The organism is Streptomyces sp. NPDC054961 (assembly GCF_053609145.1).
The window spans coordinates 47,651-55,273 of sequence record NZ_JBSGWY010000047.1 but is presented as its reverse complement, the minus strand read 5'-3'; the positions used below and the strand labels follow the sequence as shown (position 1 = coordinate 55,273).

At 69.9% G+C, this 7,623-nt stretch carries 7 protein-coding genes; 4 read left to right on the top strand and 3 right to left on the bottom strand.

Going from position 1 to position 7,623, the window contains the following annotated elements; translation table 11 throughout:
- Positions 1 to 144 precede the first annotated feature (144 nt).
- Positions 145 to 819 carry a response regulator transcription factor gene (locus tag ACWF9Z_RS31020; RefSeq protein ID WP_356657269.1) on the bottom strand — a complete coding sequence of 225 codons (675 nt, stop codon included), beginning with the start codon at positions 817 to 819 and terminating at the stop codon, positions 145 to 147.
- A 109-nt stretch (positions 820 to 928) separates the two neighbouring features.
- Positions 929 to 1,939, bottom strand: coding sequence for a RecB family exonuclease (locus ACWF9Z_RS31015; RefSeq protein ID WP_453607628.1), 1,011 nt, complete (start codon positions 1,937 to 1,939; stop codon positions 929 to 931).
- A gap of 178 nt (positions 1,940 to 2,117) precedes the next feature.
- On the opposite strand from ACWF9Z_RS31015, the gene ACWF9Z_RS31010 reads away from it, so the two are divergent.
- The 3 genes from ACWF9Z_RS31010 to ACWF9Z_RS31000 all read left to right on the top strand — a co-directional run bounded on the left by ACWF9Z_RS31010 (position 2,118) and on the right by ACWF9Z_RS31000 (position 5,128).
- Positions 2,118 to 3,317, top strand: coding sequence for a site-2 protease family protein (locus ACWF9Z_RS31010; RefSeq protein ID WP_453607625.1), 1,200 nt, complete (start codon positions 2,118 to 2,120; stop codon positions 3,315 to 3,317).
- An 18-nt stretch (positions 3,318 to 3,335) separates the two neighbouring features.
- Positions 3,336 to 4,274 carry a tRNA (adenine-N1)-methyltransferase gene (locus ACWF9Z_RS31005; RefSeq protein ID WP_453607622.1) on the top strand — a complete coding sequence of 313 codons (939 nt, stop codon included), beginning with the start codon at positions 3,336 to 3,338 and terminating at the stop codon, positions 4,272 to 4,274.
- Between the two features lie 227 nt (positions 4,275 to 4,501).
- Positions 4,502 to 5,128, top strand: coding sequence for a hypothetical protein (locus ACWF9Z_RS31000; protein WP_453607619.1), 627 nt, complete (start codon positions 4,502 to 4,504; stop codon positions 5,126 to 5,128).
- A gap of 4 nt (positions 5,129 to 5,132) precedes the next feature.
- On the opposite strand, the gene ACWF9Z_RS30995 is transcribed toward ACWF9Z_RS31000, so the two are convergent.
- A complete protein-coding gene (locus ACWF9Z_RS30995; RefSeq protein WP_453607617.1) occupies positions 5,133 to 5,462 on the bottom strand; it encodes a ferredoxin in 330 nt (109 codons plus the stop codon).
- A 264-nt stretch (positions 5,463 to 5,726) separates the two neighbouring features.
- Here ACWF9Z_RS30995 and arc point away from each other — a divergent pair, with 264 nt between their 5' ends.
- On the top strand, positions 5,727 to 7,493 hold the full coding sequence (arc, locus tag ACWF9Z_RS30990) for a proteasome ATPase (protein WP_453607614.1): 1,767 nt from the start codon (positions 5,727 to 5,729) through the stop codon (positions 7,491 to 7,493).
- Positions 7,494 to 7,623: the final 130 nt, after the last annotated feature.

The window sequence follows — 7,623 nt, the reverse complement described above, 5'->3', positions numbered from 1 at the left end:
CTCCTCCCGGGACACCACGCCCCCCACCGCCCGCGCCCCCGACCCCCCCCCCGGGGTCCCGGGGCCCGCGACGTCCCGCGGTCCCGGGGCGACGGGGCCGGACCGCCCGGCGCCGCGGCAGTGCCGCGCGCGGGACGCCCGCCGCTACTGGCCGGCGCCCGGCCGCACCAGACCGCTCTCGTACGCGTACACCGCGGCCTGCACCCGGTCCCGCAGACCCAGCTTCGTCAGCACGTGGCCCACGTGCGTCTTCACCGTCGTCTCCGACACGAACAGGTCCGCCGCGATCTCCGCGTTGGACAGCCCCCGGGCCACCAGCTTCAACACCTCGACCTCGCGCTCGGTCAGCGTCCCCAGCGCGTGCGGAACGCTGTCCTCGCCCGACGGCAGATGACCCGCGTACTTGTCCAGCAGCCGCCGCGTGATGCTCGGCGCGAGCATCGCCTCGCCGCCCGCCACCACCCGGATCGCCTGCACCAGCTCGACGGCCGGCGCGTCCTTCAGCAGGAACCCGCTCGCCCCCGCCCGCAAGGCCTCCACCACGTACTCGTCCAGATCGAAGGTCGTCAGCACGAGCACCCGCGCCGGACCGTCCCGGCCCGGACCCGTGATCTGCCGGGTCGCCTCCACCCCGTCCATCCGCGGCATCCGGATGTCCATCAGCACCACATCGGGCTGCAGCGCCCGCACCTGGTCCAGCGCCTGCAGGCCGTCCCCGGCCTCGCCGACCACCGCGAGGTCCTCTTCGGCCTCCAGGATCATCCGGAAACCGGTGCGCAGGAGCGGCTGGTCGTCGACCAGCAGTACGCGGATCGCCACGGGGTCTACCTCGTATTCGTCGGACGCGGTCGGGGGACGCCGCCCATTCTGCCCTGACCCGCACACCCGAACTGCCCCGGTCCGGCAAGATCCGCGACGGGCGGACGGCCTACGGCAGCGCGGAACCCCCGGCCGCGGTGCGCGGCGCGACGGTCAGCGGATAAACCGGGGGAGTCCCCCCGAACTCGGGACACACCGACTGATGATCACACCAGCCGCACAGCTTCGTCGCCCGCGGCCGCCAGTCACCCGTCAGCGTCGCCTCCCGGATCGCGTCCCACAGCGCCAGCAGCTTGCGCTCCATCCGCTCCAGGTCCTCGACGACCGGGTCGTACGTCACCACGTCCCCGCTGCCCAGGTACACCAGCTGGAGCCGCCGCGGCAGCACCCGCTTCAGCCGCCAGACCACCAGCGCGTAGAACTTCATCTGGAACAGCGCGCCCTCGGCGTACTCCGGCCGCGGCGCCTTGCCCGTCTTGTAGTCGACGATCCGCACCTCGCCCGTCGGCGCCACGTCCACCCGGTCGATGATCCCGCGCAGCCGCAGCCCCGACTCCAGCTCCGTCTCCACGAAGAACTCCCGCTCCACCGGCTCCAGCCGCGTCGGGTCCTCCAGCGTGAACCACCGGTCCACCAGCGCCTCGGCCTCCGTCAGCCACCGCGCCAGCCCCGCCCCCTCGTCACCCTCCGGGAACAGCTCCGCCAGCTCCGGCTTCGACTCCAGCAGCCGGTCCCACTGCCCCGGGATCAGCGCCTTGGCCCGCGGCGCCGTCCGCTCCTGCGCCGGATGGTCGAAGAGCCGCTCCAGCACCGCGTGCACCAGCGTGCCCCGGGTCGCCGCCGCACTGGGCTTCTCCGGCAGCTTGTCGATCACCCGGAACCGGTACAGCAGCGGACACCGCATGAAATCACTCGCCCGGGACGGGGACAGCGACGTCGGCGCCACGGCCACGGCCCCCGCACCGCCCTCCGGGCCACCCGCGGTCCCGCCCGCGGTCCCGCCCTCCACCCCGCCCGGTACGGAGCCCGGCGCAGGGCTGGGCGGCGCAGGAGTGGGCACACTGCTGGGCACGGCATCGGGCGCCGCGTCGTCCGGACCGTTGCCAGGGCTCGTCGTCATACGCAAAACCCTACGACCCGCCACCGTCAGCACGCGCATACCATCGACTCCGAGACCCCTCGCACTGCATGATCAGAGCATCACACCGCGCTACGGCGCACCCGCGACATCATGGGAAGAAGCAGGAAGAACCGCCGGCGCCCCCACTGCGCCGGACAGCAGCGAACGAAGGACAACCGTGGCAGACACCGACGAAACCGGCGAGCGCGCGGGCCGGCGCTCAGGACCGGGCGGCGGACTCCTCATGGGCCGCCCCTTCGGCGTACCCGTCTACGTCTCGCCCAGCTGGTTCCTCGTCGCCGCCCTCATCACCTGGGTCTTCGGCGACCAGCTCGACCGGATCCTCCCCGACCTCGGCCCCGCCCGCTACCTGGTCGCCCTCTTCTTCGCCGTCGCCTTCTACGCCTCGGTGCTCGTCCACGAACTCGCCCACACCGTCGCCGCCCTGCGCTTCAAACTCCCCGTACGCCGCATCCAGCTCCAGTTCTTCGGCGGCGTCTCCGAGATCGAGAAGGAATCCGAGACCCCCGGCCGCGAATTCGTCCTCGCCTTCGTCGGCCCCCTGCTCTCCCTCCTCCTCGCCGGCGCCTTCTACCTCGGCATGGACGCCGTCGAACCCGCCAGCGTCCCCGGCGTCCTCCTCGCCGGCCTGATGATCTCCAACCTCCTCGTCGCCGCCTTCAACCTCCTCCCCGGACTGCCCCTCGACGGCGGCCGCATGCTCCGCGCCGTCATCTGGGGCATCACCGGCAAACCCATGGCCGGCACCATCGCCGCCGCCTGGGTCGGCCGCGGCCTCGCCGTCGCCGTCCTCCTCGGCCTGCCGCTCCTCACGCACACCGGAGTCCTCGGCAGCCCCGTCCAGGAGATCGGCGGCATGGACACCGTCATGGACGCCCTGCTCGCCGCGATCCTCGCCGCCATCATCTGGACCGGCGCCGGCAACAGCCTGCGCATGGCCCGCCTGCGCGAACACCTCCCGGAACTCCACGCCCGCAAACTCACCCGCCGCGCCATCCCCGTGGAGAACGCCACCCCCCTCTCCGAAGCCCTGCGCCGCGCCAACGAAGCCGGCGCCCGCGCCCTCGTCGTCGTCGACGGACTCGGCGACCCCACCGGCATCGTCCGCGAAACCGCCATCGCCTCCGTCCCCGAACACCGACGCCCCTGGATCGCCGTCAGCACCCTCTCCCAGGACCTCACCGACGGCATGAAGGTTTCCGCGGAACTCACCGGCGAAGAACTCCTCGACCACCTGCGCACCACCCCCGCCACCGAATACCTCGTCCTCGAACCCGGCGGCGAGATCTACGGAGTGCTCTCCACCCAGGACGTCGAGAGGGCCTTCGTGAAGGCCATGGCGCGGCCCCAGTCCTGAAGCCAATACACTGGTCACATGTCCGAACCGACCGGTGCCGCCCGCCGACGCGGGCCCTTCGAGGTCGGGGACCAGGTTCAGCTCACCGACCCCAAGGGCCGCCACTACACGTTCACGCTCGAAGCCGGGAAGAATTTCCACACCCACAAGGGTTCCTTCCCGCACGACGAGCTGATCGGCTCTCCCGAGGGCAGCGTTGTCCGTACCACGGGCAACGTCGCCTACCTCGCGCTGCGTCCCCTGCTCCCCGACTATGTCCTGTCCATGCCCCGCGGCGCCGCCGTGGTCTACCCCAAGGACGCGGGCCAGATCCTGGCCTTCGCCGACATCTTCCCCGGCGCCCGCGTCGTGGAGGCAGGTGTGGGCTCCGGCTCCCTGAGCAGCTTCCTGCTGCGCGCCATCGGCGACCAGGGCATGCTCCACAGCTACGAGCGCCGCCCGGACTTCGCCGAGATCGCCACGGCCAACGTCGAGCGCTACTTCGGCGGCCCGCACCCCGCGTGGCAGCTGACCGTGGGCGACCTCCAGGACAACCTGTCCGACACGGACGTCGACCGCGTGATCCTCGACATGCTCGCCCCCTGGGAGTGCCTGGAGGCCGTCTCCAAGGCGCTGGTCCCCGGCGGCATCCTCTGCTGCTACGTGGCCACCACCACCCAGCTCTCCCGGACCGTCGAATCCATCCGCGAGTTCGGCTGCTACGCCGAACCGCAGCCCTGGGAATCGATGATCCGCAACTGGCACGTGGAGGGCCTCGCCGTCCGCCCGGACCACCGGATGATCGGCCACACCGGCTTCCTCGTCACCGCCCGCCGCCTCGCGGACGGCGTCGAGCCGCCCATGCGCCGCCGCCGCCCCTCCAAGGGCGCCTACGGCGAGGACTACGAGGGCCCCGGCAGCCAGTCCGGCTCCAAGTCCGCCGCCCCCGCGGCCCCCGCCGACGGCGACCGCGACTGAGCCACCGGGCGACCGGCCCGCACGGGCCACCCAACACACGGACGCCGTGGCGCAGTTCCCCGTACGATCCGGGAACTGCGCCACGGCGTCTTTTCGTTGCCCGGACACCGGCCCGGCCGGCCAGCCGGCCAACCCGGCCGGCCGGCCCGGACCCGCCCGTTCCACTCCGATGTGAGGTGTGGCACGATGCTGGCTCCCCGTCACCCTTCGCACAGGAGACACCCCGCGTGCCGCACAGCACCGCCGAGTCGGCGCCGACACCGCACACCCCGGCGCACCACCGGGCCCGGCCCGTCCACTGGCTCGTCACCGCCTCGGCCCTGGCCGCCGTCATCGCCGGCGCGGGATTCCTCCAGCCGAGCCAGGCCACCGAAGCCACCGCGGGTCCGGCGGGTCCCGCGTCCCCCACGGCTCCCGCCCGGCCCGCGAACGGCCCCCAGGCGGCCGCTCCCGACGCGCACGCGGTCGCGTACCCCCTGGACTGCAAAGGGGCCCCGCAGGCCGTCACGGCCACCGCCGAAGGCGACCTCGACGGCGACGGCCGACCCGAGACCGTGGCCGCCGTCCGCTGCGACGCCGGCTCGGGGACCCCGCCGCACGCCCTCTACGTACTCGCCCAGGACGCCGCCGAGGACGCGAAGCCCCGCGTCGTCGCCACCCTGCTCGAAGCGGGCCGCAAGCAGACCGCCACGGAGGTCACCGTGCGCGGCGGACTCGTCACCGCGACGCTCCTCGGGTACTCGTCGCCCGAAGTGCCCCGCTACAGCCCCGACACCAAGCAGCTCGCCAAGTGGCGCTGGACCGGCGGAAAATTCCGCCAGGAGCTTACGGACTCGTCCGCCACAGGTGTTTGAACCCTCACTGCGCGTCGGGACCGAAGACTTCCACCCTGTCCGAAACCCGCCTCACGTGGATGCAGTCACCGGGACATTCCTTCGCGGAATCCACCACGTCCTGGAGCAGGACCAGCGGAACCGGAGTCGTCGCCCCCGCCTCCACGAGCAGCTCGTCCTCGGGGCTCTTCACGTACGCCAGACCGTCGATGTCCAGCTCGAAGACCTCTGGGGCGTACTGAACGCAGATCCCGTCGCCCGTACAGAGGTCCTGGTCGATCCAGACTTCGAGCGGCTCTCCAGCCTCGCCCGAGCCGATGGTCTGGTCGCTGGGTGCCCCCTGCTGCACGGTCATATCTCCTGCCGTTCCCTGCGGTGAGTGATCCATCCCGGACACAACTCGCGACAAGTCGCACGAGCTCTGACGGGTGTTGAACACTTCGACCTTACAACCGGCTGCTTTCCGATGTTGATGGGTGGGTATTTCCTTGGGGTGAGGGAGTACGCAAGGGTGAAGATCGGACACACCCCTACCGTCTTTGTGATCTAGGGGTTTCAATCACCACCAGCCCAGGTAGGGTCAGAAAGCGTCCAGCTCCCCTTGGAGGAGGTGAGGACCGTGGCAGCCCACGACGACGACATCAACCGCGGCATCCGGCCCGGGCGAGGGTCTGAGGACCCCGCCGGCCAGGTTGCCTATCTCGAGCAGGAAATCGCCGTCCTGCGACGTAAGCTCGCCGACTCTCCGCGACACACGAGGATTCTCGAAGAGCGGATCGTCGAGCTCCAGACAAACCTGGCAGGCGTATCCGCCCAGAACGAGCGTCTGGCGAATACCCTGCGCGAGGCCCGAGACCAGATCGTGGCCCTCAAGGAAGAAGTCGACCGGCTCGCACAGCCGCCGGCCGGCTTCGGAGTCTTCCTGCAGTCCAACGAAGACGGAACCGTCGACATCTTCACCGGCGGCCGGAAGCTCCGGGTGAACGTGAGCCCCAGCGTCGAACCGGAAGACCTCCGGCGCGGCCAGGAGGTCATGCTCAACGAAGCCCTCAACGTGGTCGAAGCCATGGCGTACGAGCGGGCCGGGGACATCGTCACCCTCAAGGAAATCCTCGAGGACGGCGAGCGCGCCCTGGTGGTCGGGCACACCGACGAGGAAAGGGTGGTGAGGCTCGCCGAGCCGCTCCTGGACGTCACCATCCGCCCCGGCGACTCCCTGCTGCTCGAACCCCGCTCCGGCTACGTCTACGAGATCGTGCCCAAGAGCGAAGTCGAAGACCTCGTCCTCGAAGAGGTCCCGGACATCGACTACGACAAGATCGGCGGCCTGGGCGACCAGATCGAACTGATCCGCGACGCCGTCGAGCTCCCCTACCTCTACCCGGACCTCTTCAAGGAACACGAACTGCGGCCCCCGAAGGGCATCCTGCTCTACGGCCCCCCCGGCTGTGGCAAGACGCTCATCGCCAAGGCCGTGGCCAACTCCCTTGCCAAGAAGGTCGCCGAAGTCACCGGCCAGCCCGCCGGGAAGTCCTACTTCCTGAACATCAAGGGCCCCGAACTCCTCAACAAGTACGTCGGCGAGACCGAGCGGCACATCCGCCTCGTCTTCCAGCGTGCGAGGGAGAAGGCGAGCGAGGGCACCCCCGTCATCGTCTTCTTCGACGAGATGGAATCCCTCTTCCGCACCCGTGGATCAGGCGTCAGCTCGGACGTGGAGAACACCATCGTCCCCCAGCTGCTCGCCGAGATCGACGGCGTGGAAGGCCTGGAGAACGTCATCGTCATCGGCGCCTCCAACCGTGAGGACATGATCGACCCGGCCATCCTGCGACCCGGCCGGCTCGACGTGAAGATCAAGATCGAGCGTCCGGGTGCCGAGGCGGCGAAGGACATCTTCGCGAAGTACCTCAAGGCCACGCTGCCCCTCCACTCGGACGACCTGTCCGAGCACCAGGGCTCCACGGCCGACACCGTCCACAGCATGATCCAGACCGTCGTCGAGCAGATGTACGCCGAAACCGAGGAGAACCGCTTCCTCGAGGTCACGTACGCCAACGGCGACAAGGAAGTCCTCTACTTCAAGGACTTCAACTCGGGCGCGATGATCCAGAACATCGTGGACCGTGCGAAGAAGATGGCCATCAAGGCCTTCCTCGAGCACAAACAGCGGGGCCTTCGCGTCGCCCACCTCCTCCAGGCCTGCGTGGACGAGTTCAAGGAGAACGAGGACCTCCCCAACACCACCAACCCCGACGACTGGGCCCGGATCTCCGGAAAGAAGGGCGAGCGGATCGTATTCATCCGCACGCTCGTCACCGGAAAACAAGGCGCGGACACCGGACGCTCCATCGACACGGTGGCCAACACCGGTCAGTACCTCTAAACGAAGCGGGCCGGGGGGGGGGGGGGGGCCCCGCCCCCCCCCCCCCCCCCGGGGAGACTTATAGTGTTGTTTTCAGGGGGGGGCGGACTGTCTAAATCAAAAAATAAATAACAACAACACCACCGGCTGG

Bases quoted from the DNA above. Each gene is read 5' to 3' on its own strand.
- ACWF9Z_RS31015 (WP_453607628.1), bottom strand. From the start codon at position 1,939: ATGACGACGAGCCCTGGCAACGGTCCGGACGACGCGGCGCCCGATGCC.
- ACWF9Z_RS31005 (WP_453607622.1), top strand. From the start codon at position 3,336: ATGTCCGAACCGACCGGTGCCGCCCGCCGACGCGGGCCCTTCGAGGTC.
- ACWF9Z_RS30995 (WP_453607617.1), bottom strand. From the start codon at position 5,462: ATGACCGTGCAGCAGGGGGCACCCAGCGACCAGACCATCGGCTCGGGC.